The sequence below is a fragment of the Planktotalea sp. genome (assembly GCF_965659345.1).
Classification (GTDB): domain Bacteria; phylum Pseudomonadota; class Alphaproteobacteria; order Rhodobacterales; family Rhodobacteraceae; genus Planktotalea.
Genome location: NZ_CBFHVK010000007.1, coordinates 65192 through 89429 on the forward strand (window position 1 = coordinate 65192; position 24238 = coordinate 89429).

General features: G+C 52.8%; 24 protein-coding genes. 11 read left to right on the forward strand and 13 right to left on the reverse strand.

What is annotated here, in order from left to right; all coding sequences use genetic code 11:
• The first annotated feature begins 72 nt into the window (after positions 1-72).
• A complete protein-coding gene (locus ACTG3Z_RS07145) occupies positions 73-876 on the forward strand; it encodes a protein-disulfide reductase DsbD domain-containing protein (protein ID WP_439142185.1) in 804 nt (267 codons plus the stop codon).
• Positions 877-880: 4 nt separating this feature from the next.
• On the opposite strand, the gene ACTG3Z_RS07150 is transcribed toward ACTG3Z_RS07145, so the two are convergent.
• From ACTG3Z_RS07150 to ACTG3Z_RS07165, 4 genes are all read right to left on the reverse strand, one after another.
• The gene (locus tag ACTG3Z_RS07150; RefSeq protein WP_439142186.1) at positions 881-4288 is read right to left on the reverse strand and encodes an efflux RND transporter permease subunit; all 3408 of its coding nucleotides are present in this window, start codon (positions 4286-4288) and stop codon (positions 881-883) included.
• A gap of 3 nt (positions 4289-4291) precedes the next feature.
• Positions 4292-5749 carry an efflux RND transporter periplasmic adaptor subunit gene (locus tag ACTG3Z_RS07155; RefSeq protein ID WP_439142187.1) on the reverse strand — a complete coding sequence of 486 codons (1458 nt, stop codon included), beginning with the start codon at positions 5747-5749 and terminating at the stop codon, positions 4292-4294.
• 101 nt (positions 5750-5850) lie between these two features.
• On the reverse strand, positions 5851-6393 hold the full coding sequence (gene moaB / locus ACTG3Z_RS07160; protein WP_439142189.1) for a molybdenum cofactor biosynthesis protein B: 543 nt from the start codon (positions 6391-6393) through the stop codon (positions 5851-5853).
• The gene (locus ACTG3Z_RS07165; protein WP_439142190.1) at positions 6390-7181 is read right to left on the reverse strand and encodes a uracil-DNA glycosylase; all 792 of its coding nucleotides are present in this window, start codon (positions 7179-7181) and stop codon (positions 6390-6392) included. Before ACTG3Z_RS07165 ends, moaB begins: the two co-directional genes overlap by 4 nt.
• A 98-nt stretch (positions 7182-7279) precedes the next feature.
• On the opposite strand from ACTG3Z_RS07165, the gene ACTG3Z_RS07170 reads away from it, so the two are divergent.
• From ACTG3Z_RS07170 to ACTG3Z_RS07195, 6 genes are all read left to right on the forward strand, one after another.
• Positions 7280-8230 carry an aspartate carbamoyltransferase catalytic subunit gene (locus ACTG3Z_RS07170; RefSeq protein WP_439142192.1) on the forward strand — a complete coding sequence of 317 codons (951 nt, stop codon included), beginning with the start codon at positions 7280-7282 and terminating at the stop codon, positions 8228-8230.
• Positions 8227-8748 carry a hypothetical protein gene (locus ACTG3Z_RS07175; protein ID WP_439142194.1) on the forward strand — a complete coding sequence of 174 codons (522 nt, stop codon included), beginning with the start codon at positions 8227-8229 and terminating at the stop codon, positions 8746-8748. The genes ACTG3Z_RS07170 and ACTG3Z_RS07175 overlap by 4 nt, the downstream gene beginning before the upstream one ends.
• Positions 8749-8860: 112 nt before the next feature.
• Positions 8861-9397 (forward strand): hypothetical protein, encoded by a 537-nt coding sequence (locus tag ACTG3Z_RS07180; RefSeq protein WP_439142196.1) that lies wholly within the window; start codon positions 8861-8863, stop codon positions 9395-9397.
• Complete coding sequence (pyrC, locus tag ACTG3Z_RS07185; RefSeq protein ID WP_439142197.1) at positions 9394-10701, forward strand: dihydroorotase; 1308 nt, start codon at positions 9394-9396, stop codon at positions 10699-10701. The genes ACTG3Z_RS07180 and pyrC overlap by 4 nt, the downstream gene beginning before the upstream one ends.
• Positions 10702-11304: a glycerol-3-phosphate 1-O-acyltransferase PlsY gene (plsY, locus tag ACTG3Z_RS07190; RefSeq protein ID WP_439142198.1), complete on the forward strand. Its 603-nt coding sequence runs from the start codon at positions 10702-10704 to the stop codon at positions 11302-11304.
• A 5-nt stretch (positions 11305-11309) separates the two neighbouring features.
• Positions 11310-11726 (forward strand): hypothetical protein, encoded by a 417-nt coding sequence (locus ACTG3Z_RS07195; RefSeq protein ID WP_439142199.1) that lies wholly within the window; start codon positions 11310-11312, stop codon positions 11724-11726.
• 107 nt (positions 11727-11833) lie between these two features.
• Here the strand turns inward: ACTG3Z_RS07195 and ACTG3Z_RS07200 are convergent, their stop codons facing one another.
• The 3 genes from ACTG3Z_RS07200 to ACTG3Z_RS07210 all read right to left on the reverse strand — a co-directional run bounded on the left by ACTG3Z_RS07200 (position 11834) and on the right by ACTG3Z_RS07210 (position 14354).
• Positions 11834-12040, reverse strand: coding sequence for a hypothetical protein (locus ACTG3Z_RS07200; protein ID WP_439142201.1), 207 nt, complete (start codon positions 12038-12040; stop codon positions 11834-11836).
• A gap of 106 nt (positions 12041-12146) precedes the next feature.
• Positions 12147-12854 carry a helix-turn-helix transcriptional regulator gene (locus tag ACTG3Z_RS07205; protein ID WP_439142202.1) on the reverse strand — a complete coding sequence of 236 codons (708 nt, stop codon included), beginning with the start codon at positions 12852-12854 and terminating at the stop codon, positions 12147-12149.
• Positions 12855-12983: 129 nt separating this feature from the next.
• On the reverse strand, positions 12984-14354 hold the full coding sequence (locus ACTG3Z_RS07210) for a glutamate--cysteine ligase (protein ID WP_439142204.1): 1371 nt from the start codon (positions 14352-14354) through the stop codon (positions 12984-12986).
• Positions 14355-14618: 264 nt separating this feature from the next.
• Between ACTG3Z_RS07210 and ACTG3Z_RS07215 the strand changes: the two genes are divergently transcribed.
• From ACTG3Z_RS07215 to yihA, 4 genes are all read left to right on the forward strand, one after another.
• Positions 14619-16151 carry an EAL domain-containing protein gene (locus ACTG3Z_RS07215; protein ID WP_439142205.1) on the forward strand — a complete coding sequence of 511 codons (1533 nt, stop codon included), beginning with the start codon at positions 14619-14621 and terminating at the stop codon, positions 16149-16151.
• A 123-nt stretch (positions 16152-16274) separates the two neighbouring features.
• Entirely contained in the window at positions 16275-18080 is a 1806-nt protein-coding gene (gene yidC / locus ACTG3Z_RS07220) for a membrane protein insertase YidC (RefSeq protein WP_439142206.1), read from the forward strand.
• On the forward strand, positions 18080-18817 hold the full coding sequence (locus ACTG3Z_RS07225; RefSeq protein WP_439142207.1) for an MOSC domain-containing protein: 738 nt from the start codon (positions 18080-18082) through the stop codon (positions 18815-18817). Before yidC ends, ACTG3Z_RS07225 begins: the two co-directional genes overlap by 1 nt.
• Positions 18814-19467 carry a ribosome biogenesis GTP-binding protein YihA/YsxC gene (gene yihA / locus ACTG3Z_RS07230; RefSeq protein ID WP_375264657.1) on the forward strand — a complete coding sequence of 218 codons (654 nt, stop codon included), beginning with the start codon at positions 18814-18816 and terminating at the stop codon, positions 19465-19467. The genes ACTG3Z_RS07225 and yihA overlap by 4 nt, the downstream gene beginning before the upstream one ends.
• Positions 19468-19498: 31 nt before the next feature.
• Here the strand turns inward: yihA and ACTG3Z_RS07235 are convergent, their stop codons facing one another.
• From ACTG3Z_RS07235 to ACTG3Z_RS07260, 6 genes are all read right to left on the reverse strand, one after another.
• Positions 19499-20164 carry a hypothetical protein gene (locus ACTG3Z_RS07235; protein WP_439142209.1) on the reverse strand — a complete coding sequence of 222 codons (666 nt, stop codon included), beginning with the start codon at positions 20162-20164 and terminating at the stop codon, positions 19499-19501.
• 139 nt (positions 20165-20303) lie between these two features.
• Positions 20304-21293, reverse strand: a complete 990-nt coding sequence (locus ACTG3Z_RS07240; protein ID WP_439142211.1) for an ABC transporter substrate-binding protein — start codon at positions 21291-21293, stop codon at positions 20304-20306.
• A 33-nt stretch (positions 21294-21326) separates the two neighbouring features.
• Entirely contained in the window at positions 21327-22166 is an 840-nt protein-coding gene (locus ACTG3Z_RS07245) for an ABC transporter permease (RefSeq protein WP_439142213.1), read from the reverse strand.
• On the reverse strand, positions 22163-23026 hold the full coding sequence (locus ACTG3Z_RS07250) for an ABC transporter permease (RefSeq protein WP_439142215.1): 864 nt from the start codon (positions 23024-23026) through the stop codon (positions 22163-22165). The genes ACTG3Z_RS07245 and ACTG3Z_RS07250 overlap by 4 nt, the downstream gene beginning before the upstream one ends.
• Positions 23023-23454: a GNAT family N-acetyltransferase gene (locus tag ACTG3Z_RS07255; RefSeq protein WP_439142216.1), complete on the reverse strand. Its 432-nt coding sequence runs from the start codon at positions 23452-23454 to the stop codon at positions 23023-23025. Before ACTG3Z_RS07255 ends, ACTG3Z_RS07250 begins: the two co-directional genes overlap by 4 nt.
• On the reverse strand, positions 23447-24229 hold the full coding sequence (locus ACTG3Z_RS07260; protein ID WP_439142217.1) for an ABC transporter ATP-binding protein: 783 nt from the start codon (positions 24227-24229) through the stop codon (positions 23447-23449). The genes ACTG3Z_RS07255 and ACTG3Z_RS07260 overlap by 8 nt, the downstream gene beginning before the upstream one ends.
• Positions 24230-24238: the final 9 nt, after the last annotated feature.

Consider the following 24238-nt stretch of genomic DNA (forward strand, 5'->3'; position numbering starts at 1 on the left):
AATTTCTCACACATTCTCTCAATATAGTGACGTGACAATAACCGCAGCAAGGTGCACCCAAGACGAATGAAAATGAAAAATACCATACTCGCGACTCTTACCGGCATCCTGATTGCGCCTATTGCGCAAGCGCAAAACTACGATGATGTTATTGAAGCGAGGTTGATCACAGGTTGGCGCCAAGCTGACGGTAGCCACATGAGCGGCATTCGTTTTGAGCTCAAGACAGGTTGGCACACGTATTGGCGTACACCGGGGGATGCGGGTATTCCACCCAGCTTTGATCTGTCCAACTCGCGTAATCTCAAAGCGGCTCAGATTGTTTGGCCACGTCCTGAAATTTATGAACAAAATGGACTGCGTTCGATCGTCTATCATGATCATGTCGTTCTGCCGCTACAGGTCGCGCCTAAGACCAAAGGCAAAGACATTCAGCTCAACGCGCAGATAGAGATCGGGGTATGCAAAGACATCTGCATTCCTAAAACGCTCAATATTTCTGCGCGTCTTCCTGCTGATAGCAATACGCGGGATGGCCGCATCGCCGCATCGTTGGCAGATCGCGCCTATTCCGGAAGCGAAGCGGGTGCTCAAAATGTGCGCTGTCGTATTTCACCTGACGCTGATGGCGTTACGTTGCAAGCCAGATTGGATCTGCCCCGTGTCGGCAAAGGCGAAGCGATGATCATCGAAACGGCAAATCCACTTTTGTGGATCGCGCAGCCTAAAATGACCCGGTCAGGCAATACGCTTACAGCGCAAACGCAAATTCAGCATGTTGAAGACGCACCCTTTATGATCAATCGCAGTGCTTTGCGGATCACTGTTTTAAGTGATCAGCGCGCAGTTGAGATTGTCGGCTGTAAAGGCCGTTAGGCCTTTACGCTTGTGCTTGATTGCGTCGCTTGTTCAGGACCATCGCCAATATTGCGGCCAGATAGGCAAGCATTACCGTTACGATCAATCCAGCCATAAAGATCACGAAAGCAATCGGCATCGTGGGCATCTCTGCCAAGTTTGGCAAAAATTGAACCAGCGGTGGGTAAAGCGCATCATTGATAGCGCCATAGCCAAGCGTGGCTGCAAGCCATAGCGCGATCACGCCAGACAGTCCGAGCAACGCCAATCTTGGCCCTTTCGCGCGGAACCCGAGCCCACGCTTGAAAGCATCAACGCGGCGGCGCACGTCATGCTGCATCGCAATGAATGAGGGCACCACTAACAAAACCAAGAACATGCCAAAACCAAGCCCGTAGACCAATGTCACAACCGTCGGCTTCAAGAACTGCGCTTGGCTCGACCGCTCAAAAAGCAACGGCAAAAGCCCTAAAACTGTCGTCAATGTGGTGAGCATGACCGGACGCAATCTGTTTGCGACCCCGTCAATGATTGAAGGAAACAACCCGCGATCTTTGGCATATTCATCAATCGTAGTCACCAAAACAATCGAGTCATTGATGATGATACCGGTCATTCCCAAAAGGCCAACGATAGAGAACATCGATAACGGGATGTCCCAAACGGCATGGCCATAAATCGTTCCAACCAGACCAAACGGGATCACGGCCATAACAACCACTGGTCGCGTCCAGCTCGAAAAGACCCACGCCAGGACAAGGTAAATACCGGTAAGCGACAAGATCAGTCCCGTCATCGCATCGCTCAAGAAGGCATCTTCTTGCTCTGATTGGCCGGAAAGACGCCATTCAACTTGCTGCTCAGACGCAATGCGCGGTAGGATTTGTTCTTCCAACGCATCCTCAATCTCGCTCGCGCGCGCTGGATCATCTTCAGAAATATCACCGGTTACGGAAATCAAACGTACGCCATTCTCACGTCGTACCGTAGAAAAGCCCGTGCGCTGCGTGACGCTCACGATATCTGCCAGCGGGACATAATCGCCAGATTTACCACGCAACAACGTGCTATCAAGGAAATCAGCGCGAAGCTCGCCGCTGGGCAATTCCACACGAATGGTTGCACTACGGGGGCCATCAGGAAAACTTGCCGCTTCAATCCCGTTCAAACGATGCCGCAACACTCGCCCGAGTTGATCAATCGTAAAGCCCAGCGCCTGACCCTGTGCTGTCAACTCAAGGATCACTTCTTCTTTGTCGTAAGCGAGGTTGTCTTCGACAGCTGATACTTCTGGGAAACGTGCAAGTTCGGACTGTAAAGCTTCACTAGCACGCTTCAAAGTCGCTGCATCAGCGCCAAAGAACTCCACATCAAGCCCTGATCCACCCGGACCAGAGCGCCATGAGCGGAACGACAGGTTCTCTGTCAACGGGTGACGACGCACTTGATCTTGTAGATCACTCACAAACGAAAAGCTGGAATATGGGCGTAAATCTGCGTCGATCAGCTCAATCGAAATACCCCCAAGCAAGTCGTTGTCTTTGGTATCAGAACCCGCAAGGCCACGGCCCGCCGACCCGCCAATCGTCGCCATCACGTAGTCAAGCGGATTGGTGCCGTGCTCTTTCTCGTATTCTGCGGCGAGCTCATTTGTTGCGCGTTGCATTTCGCGCATCATTGCTAACGTATCTTCGCGGCTCGCACCCTCCACCATGGAGAAGTTGCCTGTCACAGAAGAGCGCTCCGGCGCATTAAAGAACCGCCATTGAACATCACCACTGATGACCAAAACAACTTGGCTCGCCAACACAGCAACTGCCCCTGCAATCACAACATAGCGCGCCCAGATCACGCCCGCGACAAACGGTCGGAAAAGTTGATCCCGCACCCACTCGAACCCTTTGTTCACAACACGACTTGGCATGTCATACCAGTGTGTTTTTACACTGTGAGCCAAAGCGTGGCTCATGTGGTTGGGCAGAATAAGGAAACACTCAGCCAATGAGGCGATCAAAACAGCAATCACGGTAAATGGGATATCTGCGATTAAGTCGCCAAAGCGCCCGCCGACGGCAACCAAGCCGAAGAAGGCAATCACAGTTGTCAAAGTTGCAGAAAAGACGGGCATCGCCATGCGCCGCGCTGCATTTTCCGCAGCAACGACCGGTGGTTCTTTAAGTTCGCGTGCGCGGTAATCTGCATGTTCCCCGACGACAATCGCATCGTCCACCACGATCCCTAGCGTAATGATCAACGCAAATAGCGAAATCATGTTGATGGTCAAACCGCCCAAATACATGATCGCAATCGCCGCAAACAAGGCGACAGGAATGCCTGCCGCGACCCAAAATGCTGTCCGCGCGTTCAAGAATAGGAACAGCAGCAGCACCACCAACGCGAGGCCCGTCAACGCGTTGTCGATAAGAATGTTCAAGCGCCCGCTAATATACTCTGCACGCGTGCGAATAAGCTCAATCGTCACGCCATCAGGAAGCGTTGTTTGCATCGCGGCAGCGACGTCTTCGACCTGTCTTTGAATCGCGATGGCATCGCCTTTGTCAGACCGGTCAACGCGCAAGGTCATCGCTGGATTATCATCAACGAAAAAGCCAATTTCGCGGTCAACGCCTTCTTGGCGCAGCTCTGCGATATCGCCGATCCTCAGCTTTGAGCCATCTTCATTAGAGCGCAAAACAATCTGTGCGATTTGCTCAGGCGTTCGTTTTTCGACACCTGTGCGCACGCGCGCCGTACCGCCAGAGACATCACCAGCAGGGTCAGCATCAACTTCGGATGCGATTGCCGCAGCAATATCTGCCATCGCAACATCGTTTGAGATCAGATTGGCAGAGGGGACTTCGACAATCGTTCGCGCAGCGGCAACACCGCGAATGGTCGTTCTGGTCACGCCAACACCAAATAGGCGAATGCTGAGTTCATCAGCAAAAAGCGCCAATTGCTCAATGCCAACAGGCCCGGTGATCACGACATCCGTCACTCGATCACGCCATTGACCACGTCGCACGACAGGGTCTTCCGCCTCATCCGGCAAGCCTGTGACTTGATCGACCGCCGATTGCACGTCATCCGCCGCGCGCGCCATGTCCCAGTTAGGCTCAAACTCTAACGAAATCGATGCGCGGCCTTCGTTGCTACTCGCACTGGAGCTATCGACGCCTTCGACAGACAAAAGCGCAGGCTCCATCACTTGCACAATCGCTGCATCTACATCTTCTGCACCTGCGCCGTCCCATGCGACCGACACGGAAACGGAATCTAAGACAACATCAGGAAAGAACTGCGCGCGCATCTTGGGCATCGCAACAAGACCTGCCACCAACATGATGACCAAGAGCAGGTTTGCGAGCGTTCTGTGACGCACAAAGTAACTTAGTGCGCCGCCCGCACCACTGGGAAGATCACGCGCCATGGCTTATCCCCCCATCCGGCCTTCGATCCGCTGCACCATCTGTGCGGGGACCTTTGGCTTTTCGAGCTGTCCTAAAATACGCGCTTTCGCTTCTTCGGGAATGCGCTTGTTCGCCTCGATATAAGCCCGGATTTTATCGCGGCGCTCTTGGCTCAACTCAAGCATTTCTGGTTCTGCGATCTTTGTTGCACCCTCTGCGGTAAGTGGGTTCACTTTGATACCAGCACCCAACAAAGGTGTGCGCGCACTTACAACATTGCGCCCGACCAACCCGCGTCCGCGCACCAATACATCGTCGCCTTGTCGACGCACGAGCGTGACGTCCATCGCTTCTAGACGGTCCTCTTCACCAATCAAAAGCACTTTTCCATCCGCACCTAGTGCAGTTGCAGGTAAGCGCACAACACCGCGCACCTCAGGTTCTGTGACTTCGACGCGCACAAAATCACCAGGCTTAAAACCGGGGGCTTTCGCAAGCTTGGCAAAAATCAAACGACCTGACTGACCTTCACCCACAGCGGCACTGTCGCGCGACAATGTCCCTTCAGCCACAAGGTCCGCACCAAAAACATCTAAGACCACCGACACAGGCGCATTGCTCAAACTGCCATTCTCATCCAGCAGGCGCGCGTATTGCGCTGTCGATAAGCGAAATGCCACCTCTAGCGCATCTGGATCAATCAACCGCGCAAGCCGTTCATTGGCATTTACCAAACCACCCCGTGACGCGGCAACATCGCTCAAAGCGCCTGAGAATTCTGCAGTTACGATGGTATCTTCTAGCCGTCTGGTTGCGTCGGCCTTGGCCAATTCAGCACGTGCGATGCGCGTTTGGGCTTGCTCGATACGGGCCTCTGCTTGCGCAAGCGCTTGACGACGCGACAACACGGCTTGGCGTGCGGAGGACGCAGCAAGTTCGGCGGATTCCACCGCTGCGGCGGTTCCGACACCGCGTCTGGACAAGTCTTCCTGACGCTCAAACGCTTTTTCACGCAAAGCAACCTGTTCGCGTGCTGCATCAAGTTCATCCTGAGCAAGACCGATCGCCCGATTGGCTTCTCGCGCTTCAAGCATCGCATCGCTCAAGTCACTGTCAGCACGATCAAACGCGCTTTGCGCTTCGGCTTGATCAATCTGCACCAAAAGCTCCCCAGCGCTCACGCTGCCGCCTTCGATGAAGTTATCTGACAATGATAAAACTGTGCCGGACGCCCCTGCACGAAGATCAAGCGTACGCGAGCTCTCTATTTGACCAAAGGCAGTCAAAATAGGCTCAACACTTTGAATGCTCGCAGGCAAAACGGTAACGGAAAAGACCCTCTCTCGGGCACGAGAGGGCCTTGGTTCTTCGCTCATCCGCGCTTGCACAGCACCGTAAACCATGGAGCCTGCATAGACGAGCAATGCGCCGGTCATGGCGACCAAAAACAAACCCGCTAGGCTGTGTCGAAGAAATCTCATACCGTTTTCGCCTTCGTAAACTTATCAATAACGTAGTTGCCCAGATTGACTTGGCAAACCAAACAAATCTGATCACATTTAGCGTAATACGTCAGAGATGCTCATTTCCGTCGCAAATGTTCATCCAAACGCGGCATTATTTCGACGAAATTGCAGGGACGGTGCCGATAATCCAGCTGATAGGCCAAAATTTCGTCCCACGCGTCTTTGCAAGCACCTGGACTTCCGGGCAGCGCAAACAAATACGTTCCCAATGCAACGCCGCCCGTTGCGCGGCTTTGCACTGCAGATGTGCCGATTTTGGCCATACTCACATGGGTGAACACTGTGCCGAACGCATCGATCTCTTTCTCATAGACGTCGCGGTGTGCTTCGACAGTGACATCCCGCCCTGTTAGCCCAGTGCCGCCAGTCGAAATCACAACATCAATCGCATCATCCGCACACCAAATGCGCAATTGATCTGCTATCTTGGTGCGCTCGTCGCGAATAATCGTTCGCGCCGCAAGGATATGCCCTGCATCGCTCAAACGCTGTACAAGCACATCACCAGAGCGATCATCCGACGCTGCGCGTGTGTCCGACACCGTTAAAACGGCGATGCGAACGGGCATGAATGTACGGCTTTCGTCAATACGGCTCATGTTGTCTCTTCCAGCTTTGACTTGAGCGCTAATAGATCCGCCCAAGCGTCACGCTTCTTCAAAGGGTTGTTCAACAGATACTCGGGATGCAACATCGGTATCACGGGTAGTCCCATCGCCTCTGCCCATTGTCCGCGCATCCGCGCAATGCCACGTTTTCCAAGCACAGCCTGACACGCGATATTGCCCATGAGCACTAAAACATCAGGCTTGGCCAGCGCCACATGACGTTCCAGAAACGGGCGCAGCATTGCCAAATCATCTGCCCCCACATCGCCGCCACGCGGCAAACGCCAGGGAATCGCACTTGTGACGTAAACGTTCTCACTGCGTCCAAGACCTACCGCCTTCAGCATATTGTCGAGCAAAAGTCCCATATCGCCGACGAAAGGCTTTCCTTCACGATCCTCATCACGGTTGGGTGCCTCGCCAATCACCATAACGCGACTCCCGATCACGCCATCCTCAAACACAAGATTGCGCGCACCGCGTTTCAACTCACATGCCTCAAAGCCTGACAAAACAGTCTTCAACTCTGCTACAGTCTGCGCAGACATCGCCGCATCTCGCGCCAAAGCAGCACCATCAACGCTCGGCGCAACTGGCGCAGGTCCTGCCTCAACCGCAGGTGCAGCAACGGGTTTCACAGCTTTTTTAGGCTCTGGCTTTACCTCGAAACGGTTAACTGGTTGTTCTGAAATCGCTTCATCCACACCAAATTCCACCTGCCACTCAAGCATGGCCTTTGCTGTGTAATAGTCTAGCGAAGTGATATTTGCCGATTCCATGCACTCAATCTATGCCGCAAGGACAAGATAGGAAACGCCCCATCTTGCCCGCACGCACCACCGCGCCTATAACGCGGCGAACCAAAGGGGACCGCGCTATGTCTTTTACCCAAGCTCACCTGCTCGGGATCGAGCATCTGCACCCGTCAGAGATCACGGCGCTGCTCGACCTTGCGGATCAATACGTTGATCTAGGCCGTGGTCCAAACAAGCATTCGGATGCGTTGCAAGGCCTCACTCAGGTCAACATGTTCTTTGAGAATTCAACACGCACGCAAGCCAGCTTTGAGCTCGCCGGCAAGCGCCTTGGCGCAGACGTGATGAACATGGCAATGCAGGCCAGTTCGATCAAAAAGGGCGAAACCCTGATTGATACGGCAATGACTTTGAATGCGATGCACCCCGATTTGTTGGTTGTGCGACATCCACATTCAGGCGCGGTTGATCTGCTCGCTCAAAAGGTGAATTGCGCTGTTCTAAACGCTGGCGATGGCCGTCATGAACACCCGACCCAAGCTCTGCTGGACGCGCTTACAATTCGGCGCGCAAAAGGTCGTCTGCACCGTCTTTCCATCGCGATCTGCGGTGATATTGCGCATTCACGTGTCGCGCGCTCCAACATCATGTTGCTCGGCAAAATGGAAAACCGCGTGCGTCTCATTGGCCCACCCACATTGATGCCAAGCCAAATAAACGAGTTCGGCTGCGAAGTGTTCGAAGATATGCGCGAGGGACTCAAAGACGTCGATGTTGTTATGATGCTCCGCTTGCAAAAAGAACGTATGGATGGCGGCTTCATCCCGTCTGAGCGGGAGTATTACCATCGCTACGGGCTTGATGCAGAAAAGCTGAGCTACGCCAAGCCCGACGCCATCGTTATGCATCCTGGCCCTATGAACAGAGGCGTCGAAATTGACGGCGACATTGCTGATGACATCAACCGTTCTGTGATCCAAGAACAGGTTGAAATGGGCGTTGCAGTGCGTATGGCCGCGATGGACCTTTTGGCCCGCAACAGGCGCAGCCAACCTAAAGGTGTCATGGTATGAGCACGCAAATGCGCATTACAGCCACTGAGCACGGCGTTGTTCGGCTCTTCGCGATCGAAACCGCGCAAGCGTTTGATCACGATGCACTCTGCGCGGCCTTGGGTGTCGAAAACCTCGATCCCAAGCACGTAGACATGATTACGCTCAAAGACCTCGATGAACTTGGATTAGAGGGCTATCTCGCGCTTGGCATGGGAATCGAACCTTCAGAGATCGAAGCCATGCGTCCCCAGATCAAGGCGCTCAAAGGTGATGTCGTTCTCATCCGCTCTGCCGCCTTTGGGGCTCAGGCCGTCACGCTAAACCCAAAAGCTCCGTTGCGCTGGATCGCGACCTTTGGCGAGGTGCCTCTCGACACAACATCGACCCCGATGAAAACCGCGTCTGCACAAGGCACAGTATCAGGCGTGACTCCTTCCGACAGACCGTCCAACACCAAAGTGCTGTTTTGGATTTTGGCCGCTTTCGCGCTTATCGTGGCGATAACAATTTCAATGTTCATCCGGATCACCCCATAGGAGAGCACACTAATGCAAGAGCCCAAAGACCCTAGAATGTCAGGCCGCATCGCCTCGATCGTGCTGATCTTGCTGGCACTTTTTGTCATCATGCTGGTGTGGATCGCATAAGATGACCGCACAAACACCTGCAGGCTGGGACGGCATACTGGACGAGGATGAAACCATCCTCTGGCAGGGTCGTCCAATCGCGGGGATTTCGTTCCAAAACATCGATGTCATTAGCACTCTGATGGGCCTTTTCTTTATGGGCTTTTCGCTGTTTTGGATGGGTATGGCGCTAAACATTACCAGTGGCTTTGGCCCGTCCGGTTTTGGGGGCGTCTTCCCCTACATCTTCCCACTTTTTGGTGTACCGTTCTTCTTTATCGGTTTTTACAATGCGATTGGACACCTCTTCTGGGATGCTTATCTGCGCTCTAAAACACACTACACGCTCAGCTCCAAACGCGCGTTCATTGCCACGGACCATCCCACCAAAGGCAAATTATTGGTCGATCACAAAATTGATCAAGACACAGATCTGACGCTCAAGATTGGCCCTCCCGACAGCGTATTTTTCGTGAACGTGCGAAACGGGTTCAAACGCATCGAAGACGGACGCAAAGTTCATAAACTTATGCGGCAAGTTCAGGAAAATTCACAATGATCACACGCTTCATCAACGCTCGACTGATTGATCCTGAAACCGGAACTGATACGGTCGGTGAGTTAAGTGTTTCTTCAGGTTTAATCTCGTCAAACTCTGCGCAACCCATTGATACTGAAGCAAATAGGTTTCGCCGCGAAACCTCCGGCGATGAAACGGTTGTGGATTGCAAGGGCAAATGCCTTGCCCCTGGCATCATCGATATTGGCGTAAAAGTTTGCGAACCCGGTGAGCGTCACAAAGAAAGCTATCGCAGCGCTGGTCTTGCTGCTGCTGCGGGGGGCGTCACCACAATGGTCACACGCCCAGACACATCGCCCGCAATTGACAGTCCCGAAGTGCTGGAGTTCGCCCGCCGCCGCGCCAATGAAGCCGCCCCCGTCAATGTGCTTGTGATGGCTGCTCTGACAAAAGGGCGCGAGGGACGCGAAATGACAGAGATTGGTTTCCTGCAAGACGCAGGTGCCGTCGCCTTTACAGATTGTGACCATGTTGTGCGCGATACAAAGGTCTACAGTCGTGCTTTGACCTACGCGCGCTCGCTTGGCGCACTTGTAATCGCGCATATTCAGGAACCAACGCTCAGCGACGGTGCTGCTGTGACGTCTGGAAAATTCGCATCCCTTCGTGGCTTGCCTGGTGTGTCCCCTATGGCGGAACGCATGGGTCTTGATCGCGATATCGCTTTGATCGAAATGACAGGCGCGCGCTATCACGTGGATCAAATTACAACTGCTCGCGCCCTGCCCGCTCTGGAGCGCGCTAAAGCCAACGGCCTCGACATTACAGCAGGCGTTTCAATCCACCACCTCACCCTCAATGAACTCGACGTCGCGGATTATCGCACCTTCTTCAAGGTAAAACCCCCGCTTCGTTCTGAGGATGATCGCCTCGCTGTGATCGAAGCCCTTGCGACTGGCACGATTGATCTCATTTCGTCGATGCACACGCCACAAGATGAAGAAAGCAAACGCCTACCTTTTGAAGAAGCCGCATCAGGGGCGGTCGCAATGGAAACGCTGCTCCCCGCTGCGATGCGTCTTATCCACAATGAGCATATGGACCTGCCAACCCTGTGGCGCGCACTCAGCCTTGCACCCGCGAAACGCTTGGGCCTCTCCTCTGGCCGCTTAAGTGTTGGTGCGCCTGCTGACCTTGTTCTTTTTGATCCTGATGCGCCTTTCATCATGGATCGCTTCAACCTTCGCAGCAAATCCAAGAACACACCCTTTGACGGTGCGCGTATGCAAGGTAAGGTCATCGCAACCTACGTTGCAGGCCAACCCGTGTTTGAAAGTGAATAGATGCCAGCTATCGAAACCAGCTTAACGGCTTTGCTGATCTGGGCCATTCTCGGCTACCTGTTTGGCTCCATTCCTTTTGGAATTCTGATCTCGCGGACGATGGGCCTTGGAAATCTGCGCGATATTGGCTCGGGAAATATCGGGGCGACAAATGTTTTGCGCACAGGTTCTAAACCCGCGGCCTTTGCGACCCTCATTTTGGATGGTGCCAAAGGCGCAGTCGCAGCCCTTATAGCGCGCGTAATGGCAGGTGAAGATGCCGCGCAAGCGGCTGGCCTAATGGCGCTTATTGGCCATTGCTACCCGATCTGGCTGAAGTTCAAAGGTGGTAAAGGCGTCGCAACATTTCTCGGCCTCTTACTTGCACTCAGCTTCCCGGTCGGTGCAGCAAGCTGCGCAACTTGGCTGCTGGCCGCCGCGCTCAAACGTATCTCATCTCTCGCAGCCCTTGCTGCGGCGGGCACTTCGACATTTTGGATGACCCTGCTGGGATATCCTGAAGGGTTTGTTTTGGGGGTCTTCCTGACAATCCTGATTTTCTGGCGCCACAAAGCCAATATTGCGCGTCTGCGCGCCGGAACAGAGCCCAAAATAGGTAAATAAGCATTATGCTGAATCGGCTTGTGCCTCAGCAAAACAATGCCCCTTTTGCCGTCCCACCCGTCGCATTCATCTGCGCTCTTATTGGGGCACCTTTGATGGTTGCGTTCTTTGGCTTCTTTATCCTCTTGATCCCGGTTTTCGCACTTTATTTCGGCGGGCCTCTCTATCTGATCTTTGCTGGGCCCACTTTCTATTGGTATCTCAAACGCCGCGTGCCCGACATGTTTGAGATCACGCTCCTCGCGCTCGCGCTCAATACAATTGCTTTCGTTTTGCTGCTCACTTTAGTGTCGCTCAAACCCAACATGTTCAACCTCACTGACATTCTTGTTCTATATGGCGGTTTTGGCAGTCTCATGTCAGCCATTTGGGGTGCAACATTTTGCGCGCTTTATCGCTCTTTCAGCCAAGCGCCAACTTAGCGGCAATAAGCTTCATTTTTCCCAAAAAAACTCCCGCCGGAGGCATCTGCATATTTATAAAATATGCTTATTAAGCGCGGGCTTTGCCCGCACATCATCCTATCAATTCAAGGATGCGTAAGCTTTTTTGCGATTGCTTCGACTTCAGCCGCTAGATGTACCAAAGGTAACGTATACTCCGACGCGCTGACCTGAGAAATTTCATAGCCCGCCGCCTCAATCAATTTTGATGCAAGAACCAGATTTAATTGTGCTTTTAGGACAGTATCGTCCTTTAGATTTTCACTGTTTATCATAGCTTCTAGTTCGGCCATGACAGCGCTTTTTGTCTCTTTCGACATACTCAAATACCCCAATCGTTACTCGGGGCTAGCTAAAGAAATTCTGAATAATGTCTTGTCACGTACTTACGTGAGGCGGCTAGATCTTTATGAAACCGCTGCCAATGCCCCTGATTGCGGCACTGGTCCGATCATTCACCTTTAATTTAGCATAGATACGGCGCACATGCGCATCGATCGTGTGCGGTGAAACTGTCAGAATTGAAGCAATAACAGAATTGCTTTTGCCCCGAGCAAGCCAACGCAGTATCTCTTGTTCACGCTTGGTCAACTCCACTGCTGCTGTTTCACCGTTGCGCAACACACAGGCGCGCAAATGCCCCGCTTGCGCGACACATTGGATCGCCCAAATAGATTTTGGCGAAAGTTCTAATTTGCCCGGCCCAAACCCGAGCGCGACGTATGCGTTTCGCATAGCAGGACCAAAGACATAGAACACCAAGCCATCGCCAATATCAGCCTGTTTTAACAGTCGAAGATAGCGCTGCGCATCTTCAGTTGAGGGGGCGAGGTCATCGAGTTCATGCCAGTAAAACGGCTTAGCCGTCCGCGACGCGAGCTCTGGAACAGGGTCGATCTGAACGAGATTTTCTTCAATATACTTGCAGGTCCAGGTCTCTGGGAAACCTTCAAGGCGGACTACAGGCTCTTTGCCCAAACTCTCGGTCGTATTGTAACTGGCCATTACGACGCCAATGCTACGAAAATACGATGCGAGAACATCCCAGAGCGCTTGGCTCGTTTCAGCACCATGGATCTGAAACATTATATCGTCGAGCCGGTGCACAAACGCGTCCTTCAGACTGGTTACACGAGCAACTAAGCTCCGTTAGCGCAAACCTTGTCATGTAAGTTTACCATGGGTCAACCATTACTCGCACTCACACTTTTGCAACCTTGCCGATCAGCACACGTGTTAATAGCTGAATTCACCGTAGATTTTGCTCAGATCACCTGCCCATTCGCGATGATACTTCTCAAGCAATTCATCGGCAGGCACTTGTCCGCTTTCAATACTTTCATGAAGCGCGTTCAAGAAATGCGTTTCATCGGGAACCATTCCGCCTGAGCCAGCGCGCGCGCGCGCTTTCAAACCGGCATGGGAAATCGCCACCACTTCGCGCGCAAGATCATGCATCTTGATGCCGTTTACTTCAGCCTGCAAACCATCAACGGAGGCCGCAACGCGCAATGCTTCACGGGTCTCTGCGTCCCATCCCTTAACAAGATCCCAAGCCGCATCGAGCGCTGTTTGATCATAGGTCAATCCCACCCAAAATGCGGGCAACGCACAAAGGCGGCGCCAAGGCCCGCCGTCCGCACCGCGCATTTCAATGAATTTCTTCAAACGCGCTTCGGGGAAGGCTGTGGTTAAGTGGTCTGCCCAATCGCTCAGTGTAGGGGTCTCACCCGGTAAAGCTGGCAGTTTTCCATTTAGGAAATCACGGAACGACATGCCCAAAGCGTTGATATACTTGCCATCGCGGTAAACAAAATACATCGGAACATCGAGCGCATATTGCACCCAAGCCTCAAAACCAAACCCCTCATCAAACACAAACGGCAGCATGCCTGTGCGCGCATCATCAAGGTTACGCCAGATCAAGCTGCGCCAGCTTTTGTGATTGTTAATCTTACCCTCGAAGAAGGGTGAATTTGCAAACAAAGCAGTGGCCACAGGCTGCAGCGCAAGTGCCACACGCATCTTTTGCACCATGTCCGCTTCCGAGCCGAAGTCGAGGTTCACTTGAACAGTACAAGTCCGACGCATCATCGCCGTTCCCATAGTGCCAACCTCTTCCATGTAGTTGTTCATCAGCTTGTAGCGGCCCTTGGGCATCAAAGGCATTTCTTCATGTTGCCACTCTGGTGCCGCGCCAAGTCCAATAAATCCGACGCCAATTTCATCCGAAATTGCGCGCACTTCGCGCAAGTGTTGGTTCACTTCATCACATGTTTCATGGATCGTTTCCAAAGGTGCCCCTGACAACTCAAGCGCACCACCCGGTTCAAGCGAAACGTTTGCACCGTCTTTTTCAAGCCCGATCAGATGCCCGCCTTCACGCACTTCTGCCCAACCATGCCGATCACGAAGACCTTCGAGCACTGCAACGATTGAACGCTCGCCCTCAAAGGGCAAAGGAGCATGTGTATCGGTCAGATAGCCAAATTTCTCGTGCTCTGTGCCAATGCGCCATTCGCTTTTAGGGCGACATCCTTCAGCCAAATATTCGGCCAATTGTTCGTGCCGCTCGATCGGTCCACCACCGGATTGAGGAATAGACATATGCTGGCACCTTTCGGGTAACTTTGGGTCTTCTCAGACTTGGGCCGATTTTTAGAGGGTGTCAATGGAGCGGTGATGCATCAAGACCCTGCAAATTTGCACAAAACTTTCAAGATCAACACTGTCCAAACAGGCGCTTTGTGAGACTCATTCAAAACTATCAAAAATGCAAAGCTTATTCTCAGCCGATGTTAACGAAATGTCGCTTCTAAATTGGCATCAAGCAACAGCACTCTGCACGCTTTTTCATTTTAGGACGCCACAATGTCAGCGACAAATTTGAAGTTTCCAACTCTTAATTCTTTGTCACGCTTTGCGCGCCGTTCACTGGCGATTACTTTACTGCCCACTCTGTCTTGGGTCGTTTATCAAATTTTCGGAGAAAATGGCCTGATCGGCATTGCTGTGGCTTTGCCCTTGTTGTGGGCCTTTTCGGGGAGCTTTGGCCAGAAAGATACGCTGAAGGACGTCGTTCAGAACGATCAGCACGCCACGCAAGCTGATCAGTTAGAGGACCGGATCAACGATATGCTTTTTGCAGCGGCAACTGACGCTCGTTTGGCACTGTTTTGCTTGGAGCTTGATAATCCGAGCGATGTGACCCGCCGCCTTGGTGAAGCGGGTTTACAGAACATCCAAGACAGGCTGCAAGCGCGCTACGCCAGCTGTTTGCGCAGCCGCGATATTGTCTTTCGCACAGGCCCTTTGCATTGGACGTTTGTGACAACACCGAGCGCGAAAATGAACCTTGAAATCGCAATTGCCCAAGCGAACCGGTTGCAAGATATTGCTGATGAACCTTTGTTTGTTGACGATGATCGTTTGTATCTCAGCAGCTCAATCGGCTTCACGATCGCGCAAAAGCCGTTCAAAGGTGCGCATGTTTTGCTGTCTCAAGCGCAAAGTGCATTGACCGAGGCCGTCTTGAATGGACCGAACTCCATCCGAGCTTTCACGCCTTCAAAAGCAAGTAAATTCGCACAAACGCAGACCTTCCATCTGCAAGACTTGAATGGCGATATCGACACCAGTTTAATCGCGTGGTTTCAGCCGCAAATTTCTACGGATACAGGTCGAATTACAGGCTTTGAGGCCTTGGCGCGCTGGCAAGATAATGCTGGGCAGATTCATTCCCCTGCGACTGTTCTGCCGGTACTTCAACAGCACGGATTGATGGAACGGTTGACGGATATCATGCTGATGCAAAGTTTGACGGCGCTGCAAACATGGGACGCGCATGACCTCAAGATCGAAACGATTGGTGTTAATTTTTCCCACTCGGATTTGGCAAATCCAATGCTCTACGAAAAGATTGCTTGGGATCTGGACCGTTTTGAAATTGAGCCCCAAAGGCTGTGTGTGGAGGTGCTTGAAAGCGTGATTGCCGGTGAAGCCGACGATATAATCGTGCGTAACGTGACGCGCTTGGCAGAGTTGGGCTGTCAGATTGATCTGGATGATTTTGGCACTGGACACTCTTCGATTTCGACGTTGCGCCGTCTTCCTGTGCATCGTTTGAAGATTGATCGCTCCTTCGTGGCAAAAGCTGATTTGGATAGCGAGCAGCAGAAAATGGTTGCGACTATTTTGATGATGGCAGAGCGTTTGGATCTGGCTTGTCTGGCTGAGGGGGTCGAAACACTGGGCGAGCAATCAATCCTTGCACAACTCGGTTGCCGCTATGTCCAAGGGTACGGGATTGCCAAGCCGATGCCACTGGATGAAACAGTGGATTGGATCGCCAGTTTTCAAGACCGACAGTTGATAACACCGGAAATTGGGCGAAAACGCAGTTAAAGCGCTGTCTATGCGCAACCCAACGTCGCAGCGGCGCAGGATATGGGGCGAATCCACTTGACCTTTTGCGGCGCACATCGTTGAACGCAGGCTAACGCGGTTAACTCGAGGCGACCTTGTTTCATGGATGATCAAAACAAAAACCTGATGCTCGCAACAGCGCTCAGCTTCATTGTAATTCTGGTATGGTTCGTCTTGTTCCCGCCACCTGAGCCTACTCCTGCTGATCCGAACGCCGCTGTGACCAGCGCTGAAGGCCAAGCTGTGCTGCCAACCGCCTCTGGTGACGCAGTTGCATCAAGTGGCGGTGCCACAAATGAGGCAGCCGCTGAGCCTGTTGCAGATGCCCCGCGCATCACCGTTGAGACTGATCGCCTGAAAGGGTCAATTTCGCTCTTGGGTGGTCGCATTGATGAGCTGGCGCTCAAAGACTACCGCGTCAGCCTTGATGAAGGTGCGCCGATTGTTGATCTGCTCGCCCCTGTTGGGCAATCAAACCCTTACTATGCGCTTTATGGCTGGGCACCGGGCGCTGGACTGTCTTTCGAAGAAGTTCCCGGCCCGAACACGATTTGGAGCGCTGACGGCAGCCGCGCGCTGAGCGTTGATTCTCCTGTGACACTGACATGGGACAATGGCGGCGGGTTAGAGTTTACACGCACGATCGCAGTGGACAAGGACTTCATGTTCTCTGTCACCCAAAGCGTCGAAAACGTGAGCGCTGGTACTGTCAGCCTTGCCCCTTACGGTATCCTTGCACGTCACGGTGAGCCACAGGACCTCAAGAATTTCTTCATCTTGCATGAGGGTCTTGTTGCGATGGCCGATGGCGAGCTGACGGAGATTGACTACTCCGATATGCCAGACTTTGACATTAACCCCAACGAGGGTGCGCGCGCAGAAGTGACGCAAGTTTCCGAGCAAGGGTGGATTGGTTTTACGGACCAGTACTGGATGACGACGCTGATCCCTCAGGCTGGCGCGTTCAAAGCCACAGCAAAATACGATGATCGTCGCGATATCTATCAAAGCGAAGCGGTTCTTCCTACGCAGAAGCTGGCCCCCGGTGAAACGGCGACGGCAAACACGCAACTCTTTGCAGGTGCGAAAGAATGGGAAACGATCCGCAACTATCAAAAAGCGGGTGTTGATCGCTTCCTGGATAGTATTGACTGGGGTTGGTTCTTCTTCCTCACCAAGCCGATCTTTGCAGTCTTACATTATCTGAATGCGATGATTGGCAACATGGGTTGGGCGATTATCGGTCTGACACTGCTGATCAAAGCAATCCTTTTCCCACTGGCGTATAAGTCCAACGTCTCTATGGCGCGGATGAAAGCGCTGCAGCCGCAGATGGAAGTCATCAAAGAAAAGGCTGGTGACGATAAGCAAAAGCTTCAACAGGAAATGATGGCGCTCTACAAGAAGGAGAAGGTCAATCCTGTTTCCGGTTGTTTGCCGATCCTTTTGCAGATCCCTATTTTCTTCTCGCTCTACAAGGTGATTTTCGTAACGCTTGAATTGCGTCACGCGCCATGGCTTGGCTGGATCGAAGATCTCTCTGCACCGGATCCGTCTTCTATTCTGAACCTCTTTGGACTGCTCAACTTTATGCCACCAGAGCCAGGGTCAATCCTTGCGATCTTCTCGCTTGGTATTTTGCCGATCCTTTTGGGTATCTCGATGTGGATGCAGCAGAAACTTAATCCGGCACCCACTGACCCGACACAAGCGATGATTTTTGCGTGGATGCCGTGGGTCTTTATGTTCATGCTTGGCACGTTTGCGAGTGGCCTTGTGGTCTACTGGATCGCCAACAACACCATCACCTTCACGCAGCAGTATTTGATTATGCGCAGCCAAGGGGTGAAACCGGATGTGTTTGGCAACATCAAGGCTGGTTTCAAGCGGAAAACGAAAGCCGAGTAATGGCAACCGTCACATCCCTTTGGCGTCACCCGATCAAAAGTCATGGTCGGGAGAACGTAGCCGCAACAACATTGATCGCCGGGCAAACAATGCCCGGTGATCGCGTTTGGGCCGTTGCGCATGAGGCGTCAAAGGCAGACGGCTCTGAATGGGTCCCTTGTGCGAATTTCAATCGCGTGAGCAAGGTTCCACAACTGATGGCAATGACAGCCAAGCTTGACGACGCGGGCATCGTTACCTTGACCCATCCCAAGCTTGGCGAGATCAGCTTTAATCCCGATGACGATATCGCTGAGTTTCTGGATTGGGTGCGCCCTATCATGCCGCAGGATCGTGCACAGTCAAAACGCATGGTAAAGGTCCCCAACCGTGGCATGACCGACAGTGATTTCCCATCTGTGACGCTGTGCAATATCGCATCGCATCGTGCTGTCGAACGCGCGCTTGGCATGGATGTCTCCGTCCACCGGTGGCGTGGGAATATCTGGCTTGATGGGCTCGCCGCTTGGGAAGAGTTTGAATGGATGGGCAAAGATGTTCGCGTGGGCGGCGCTATTTTGCGCCCACTTGAGCGCACTGATCGGTGCCCTGCGACCAATACTAACCCAGAAACTGGCGTGCGTGATGCAGATGTTGTCTCTGCGCTCGATAGTTTTGGACATCGAGATTTTTCCGTCCGCGCTCAGGTCATCCAAGGTGGGTTGATCGAGCTTGGTAGCAAAGCAGAGTTGATATGAGCCAACTTCCATTTCCAATCGCCGAAGAGCCTGACGAATTTTCCCACGAAAAAGGGCGCTTGCTTTTTGCGGGTCAGACCGAATTCGTCAAAGGTGTCGTGGCGATGTCCGGCCTGCCGGATGCAGACCGCATGGAGGTTTGTTTTGCAGGCCGCTCCAACGTCGGTAAATCAACGCTGATCAACGCTTTGACGGGCCACAAGGCACTCGCGCGTGCCTCCAATACCCCTGGCCGTACGCAAGAGATAAACTTTTTCACCGCAGGTGAGAGCCACTATCTCGTCGATCTACCCGGCTATGGCTACGCAAACGCGCCTTTGCCTGTGGTTGAAAAATGGCAGCGCTTGTTGAAACAGTACCTGTCAGGGCGTCAAACTCTGCGCCGTGCATTTGTTTTGATTGATGCGCGCCATGGTGTGAAGAAAGTCGATCATGAGATCATGAGCCTACTGGATAGCAGTGCTGTGACGTTCCAATGCGTATTGACGAAAGCTGACAAGGTGAAGCTAGTGGACCGTGAAAAGGTCTTGAATCAAGTGCGCGGCGAGTTGGCCAAACACCCAGCTGCCTTCCCTGAGATGGTGCTAACGTCTTCCGAAAAGGGTGACGGAATTGAGCAGCTTCGCGCAATTATCGCGACACTTATTTAAGCTCAGTTCGACGTAGCACATAACCTGCGTTCTAGAAGTCCGCGGAAAGCTGGCCTAGGAAAGCGTAGATTTCCGAGACCCGCGTCATGGCTGTTTGGCCAATACTCTCAGCACTTTGCGGCTGTTGGTTTTTGATCGACCAACTCGCATCAACAATGATGTTTTGTTTGATCGCAAGCGCTGGCATTTCACAACTGAGCGTATCGCAATAAATAACCAAAGGTGCCAAGTTTGGATACGGCGATGTCAATTGACAACTGATGTTTTGAGGCTGCGTACGCACACACAGAAAATCCGCGCTACGCGTAATTTCGGCACCTTCAGCGGACAAATTATCGAGATGGTTTTCCAACTTGTTCGTCGCGGTCATATGGCTGTCTTTGACTGCACTTAGGTTAAGTTGGTTCAACGATATGCCGGTTAAATCAGGATCATACGCCACATATGTTACGATTGGGATTGGATTGCCGGGGCCGTCCTTTGCGATATCTGTGATTGCGAGACAGCGGGTTTGCTCACGCAATAAAAGCGCGCGGCCATCCAAACCTTCTGCGCGTACCAATGTCCCGCCGCGATATACTTTTCCATCCGACGCATTCAGTCCGAAATCAACGAAGCGAAAAAAGGGCGGACAAGCCTGTGCACTGGCATGGCCCGCACTTATTGCAAGCAGTAGAATTGCGAATAACCTGTGCATGCGTCCCCTTTCACGTTTCTTTACGTTTAAACGTGAGGTCGCGAGACGGAGCTAGGTGAAACACAAAGTTTCACTTGAATGTGAATGAACGCAAAAGGCCGCCCAAAAGAGCGGCCTTTCAAATTTTGACGACGTTTGATTAGTTAAGCGCTTTGTCCGTAATCGCGTGTGTCCAAGCACCCTCAGGCGCTTTTGTGATCACTGGATCAGACCCACCAGAGAGCAAAGATTCAACCGTGCGCTGGTAATCTGCCTCGACCAAGGCCCCATTGGAACCCGCTGTCAGCTTCGCAATTTCGCGCATCATACGCTGCTGGTGCTCTTCTGTTTGCGCGCCAGATGCATCGTTCTCCAGCACGATATCTGCTGCCTCATCAGGGTTCGCTTCCGCGTACTTCCAACCCTTCATAGACGCGCGCACGAAGCGCACAAGCTTGTCTTCCATCGCAGGATCTGCAAGCGCATCTTCGAGGACGTAAAGACCATCCTCAAGCGTCGCAACGCCCTGATCTTCGTACTTGAACACCATCAAATCGTCCGGTGTTAACCCAGCATCAATAACCTGCCAATATTCGTTGTAGGTCATCGTGGACACACATGCCGCTTGCTTTTGCAGCAGCGGATCTACGTTGAAACCTTGTTTGAGCACGGTCACGCCGTCATCCCCACCCTCGGTGCTGAGGCCAAGTTTGCTCATCCAGCTGAGGAAAGGAAACTCGTTCCCGAAGAACCAAACACCAAGCGTTTTGCCTGCGAAATCATCGGTGCTGGAAATGCCTGCATCCTTGCGGCAAGTAAGCATCATGCCTGATGATTTGAAAGGTTGCGCAATGTTCACCATCGGCAGGCCCTTCTCACGCGCGGCCAGAGCAGCTGGCATCCACTCAACCGTGACGTCCGCGCCACCGCCTGCAAGAACCTGGGTTGGTGCGATGTCAGGCCCGCCTGGCTTGATGGTAACGTTCAGGCCCTCCTCTTCGTAAAAGCCCTTATCGAGCGCAACGTAATAGCCGCCGAACTGTGCTTGCGTCACCCATTTCAGCTGTAGCGTAAGGTCATCCGCCGCATGTGCCATGCTGGCCATCGCACCGAGTGCTGCTGCACTGATCCATTTTGTAAATTGTGTCATAATACTCTCCTTGTTGGTTGTTTTGTTATCTTGTTAGCTTCTTTGTGAGGGGTGCCAAAACGTCCATTTGCGTTCCAGCAGTGCCACCGCGCCATAAAAGAGCGATCCTGTAACCGCAGCGACGACGATCTCTGCCCAGACCAGATCCAGCGCGAGTTGTCCGACGCTGGTAGAAATGCGAAAGCCCATACCGCGTATCGGCGAGCCGAAAAATTCCGCAACGATTGCCCCGATGAGTGCCAGTGTCGTTGCGATTTTGAGGCCATTGAAAATGAACGGTAGGGCCATCGGCAAGCGCAATTTGAAAAGCGTTTTCCAATAGCCCGCCGCATATGTGCGCATCAAATCGCGCTGCATCGCATCACTGGCGGCCAAACCTTGCACTGTGTTCACTAGGATCGGGAAGAAGATCATCACAACGACGACTGCCGCTTTGGACTGCCAGTCAAAGCCGAACCACATCACCAAGATGGGTGCCATGCCGATTATCGGAAGCGCTGCCGCAAAGTTGCCAACGGGCAAAAGCCCACGTTGAAGAAACGCGAAACGGTCCACTGCAAGGGCCGTTGCAAAGGCGGCCAAGCACCCGATGATGTAGCCGCTCATCATGCCCATGAGGACGGTTTGAACCCAATCTTGCCAAAGGATTGAGGTTGACGTGGCAAAACGCGCAGCGATCACCGATGGCGCGGGCAGGAGCACTTGCTGGATTTCAAAGCCGCGCACCATGCATTCCCAGATGATGATAAGCGTCACGCCAAAGATAATTGGAACAAGCAGTGACGTCAGACGTGATTTCGGTAATGACGCCAAACGCACGTTCACATACCACCCCAGCGCCCAGAGAAGCGCGCCTGCAATCAACCAGCTCATTGCGCCATCCCCATTCTATTGAGCACGATACGTTGAATTAGTCCAATGATAGCAACAAGTGTTGCGGCAAGCGCTGCGGCCACGAGCAAGGCACTCCAAATCTGGATCGTCTGGCCATAATAACTTCCCGCCAGCAATCTCGCGCCAAGGCCAGCCACTGCGCCTGTCGGCAGTTCGCCCACGATTGCGCCGACAATCGCCGCTGCCATGGCGATCTTGAGCGAGGTAAAGAGATAAGGCATCGAAGAAGGCAGGCGCAATCGCCAGAACGTCTGTGCAGCAGAGGCGTGCCAAGTTCGCATTTGATCCAATTGCATGTGATCAGGAGAACGCAACCCTTTGACCATCCCGACAACGACGGGAAAGAAGGACAAATACATCGAAATAATCGCTTTGGGCAGCAGTCCTTGGATGCCAACCGCGTTCAGAACCACAATGATCATAGGCGCAATCGCAAGGATCGGAATGGTTTGTGAGGTGATGACCCAAGGCATCACGCTCATATCCATGGTGCGATTGAAAACAATGCCAACGGCAAGCGCAATGCCAAGCACGGTGCCCAGTGCAAAACCTAAAAGTGTCGCGCTAAGCGTGACCCACGAATGATAGATAAGCGAGCGCTTCGACGTGATCTTCTTCTCGACAGTTGTTTTCCAAATCTCACGTGTCACTTGGTGCGGTGCAGGCAGTTTGGGCTTTTTCTGCGACCAGGTATCTTTGATCAGCTCGGTCGTGCTCAGCTCCACCCCTGCGCGCTGCGCTTTGTCGTAGGCCCAAGGCGTATTTAGCCAAACGGCAGCTCCATACCAAAGGACAATAAGCGCTGCGACGACTGTCAAAACTGGTACAAGATTTCTCATCTGCGCCACTCCATGCGCAGTTCTGGGACCCCGTTGGCTGGCTCCGCCCCTTCGTTCGAGACCTCCTCAAAACCTTCGCGTTTATAGAATTTTTGCGCTGCACGGTTAGGTTCATGAGTATTGAGCCACAGAAAATCACGACCCTCTTTGATCTTATCCATCAACGCTTTGCCGATCCCCTTACCGGAGACTGAAGAATAAAGCCCACCAATCCGCTGTCTCTCTGGATCGAACGCAAGGTAGGCAATCGCAGGATCGCCAACGACAAGGATGATCCGCTCATCAAAAGCGGTCTCTATGAAACGCCCGATCTCCGCTGCATAGTTTTCACTTTGCATCCACTCTGTGCGCTGCTCCCAAGCAAAAACAATCTCGCCCAGCGCAGGCAAGTCTTCTCGCGTCGCATGTCTGATTGTCAAATCACTCATCGCTATGCCCTGCCCTGAGGCCTTCGCGCACGCGGTGTGCAATTTCAATAAACTCAGGGCTATCGCGAATTTCAAGCGGGCGTTCTTTTGGCAGGGTACTTTCGATGACATCAGCAATCCGCCCGGGGCGTGGGGACATCACAACGATTTTAGTGCTGAGATAAACCGCCTCTGGGATCGAATGGGTGACAAATGCGATGGTTTTTTGTGTACGCGCCCAAAGCTGGAGAAGTTGCTCATTCAGGTGATCGCGTACGATTTCATCAAGCGCCCCAAAGGGTTCATCCATGAGCAAGATATCCGCGTCAAACGCCAACGCCCGCGCAATTGACGCGCGTTGCTGCATGCCACCGGAGAGCTGCCAAGGGAATTTCTTCTCAAATCCGTCGAGTTCAACCAGCTCCAGAACACGCTTCACGCGCTCCGCCTGATCCGCCTTGTCATACCCCATGATCTCCAAAGGCAGGCGTATATTGCCACCAATCGTGCGCCACGGGTAAAGTCCTGCGGCTTGGAATACGTATCCATAGCCCCGTGCTTTTCGCGCCTCTTCAGGGCTCACGCCGTTCACCGTGACTAAGCCCCCAGTTGGCTGCTCCAAATCCGCCATAACCCTTAAAAAGGTGGTTTTACCGCAGCCGGAGGGACCGATGAAGCTGACAAAATCGCCCTTTTCAATATCAAGTGATACGTCCTTAAGCGCATGAACGGGGCCGTCATTGGTCTGAAACGTCAGGCTAAGATTCTTTGCGCTGATGATGGTATTATTGCTCAAGTGCCTGAC